Below are 561 nucleotides of genomic sequence, written 5' to 3'. Positions count from 1 at the left end.
GGGATCGCCGCCGGATCGCCGCCGGCGTCGCCGCACAAGCTGACCGGAATCTTTTGCGCGCGGCCGAACGCCGCAACCGAGGCGATCAGCCGAAGCATGGCCGGATGCCTGATTGAATTGAGATGCGCAACCGAAGCATTGTCGCGCGCCGCCGCCATCACATACTGGGTCAGGTCGTTCGAGCCGATCGACAAGAAAGCGACCTCGGCAAAAGCCTCAGGAGCGATCGCCACCGATGGCACCTCGACCATGATGCCGAGCGGCGGCATTCTTTGCGCGACGCCGCGCGCGGCAAGCGCGGCCTTCTCTTCCGCGAACAGGGCGGCGGCACGCTGATATTCGTCCACAACGGCGATCATCGGGAACATCACCTTGAGATTGCCATGAATGGCGGCGCGCAGCAGCGCCCGGATCTGTACCCGAAAAACCTCCGGCCTTGCCAGCGATAGCCTGATGCCGCGCAGGCCGAGAAAAGGATTACCCTCCTCGACGGTGAAGCCCGGCACCGGCTTGTCGCCGCCGGCGTCGACGGTACGAATTGTCACCGGTCTGTCTTCAGCC

At 64.5% G+C, this 561-nt stretch carries 1 protein-coding gene; it reads right to left on the bottom strand.

Going from position 1 to position 561, the window contains the following annotated elements; genetic code table 11:
* Positions 1–561 (bottom strand): putative PEP-binding protein (locus EOA85_RS36810; RefSeq protein ID WP_164760200.1); only part of this gene is annotated, 561 nt, incomplete at both ends.

The organism is Mesorhizobium sp. M5C.F.Ca.IN.020.29.1.1 (assembly GCF_003997375.1).
Lineage (GTDB): Bacteria > Pseudomonadota > Alphaproteobacteria > Rhizobiales > Rhizobiaceae > Mesorhizobium > Mesorhizobium wenxiniae.
The sequence above is the reverse complement of the archived record's forward strand: the minus strand, read 5'-3'. Positions and strand labels throughout refer to the sequence as shown.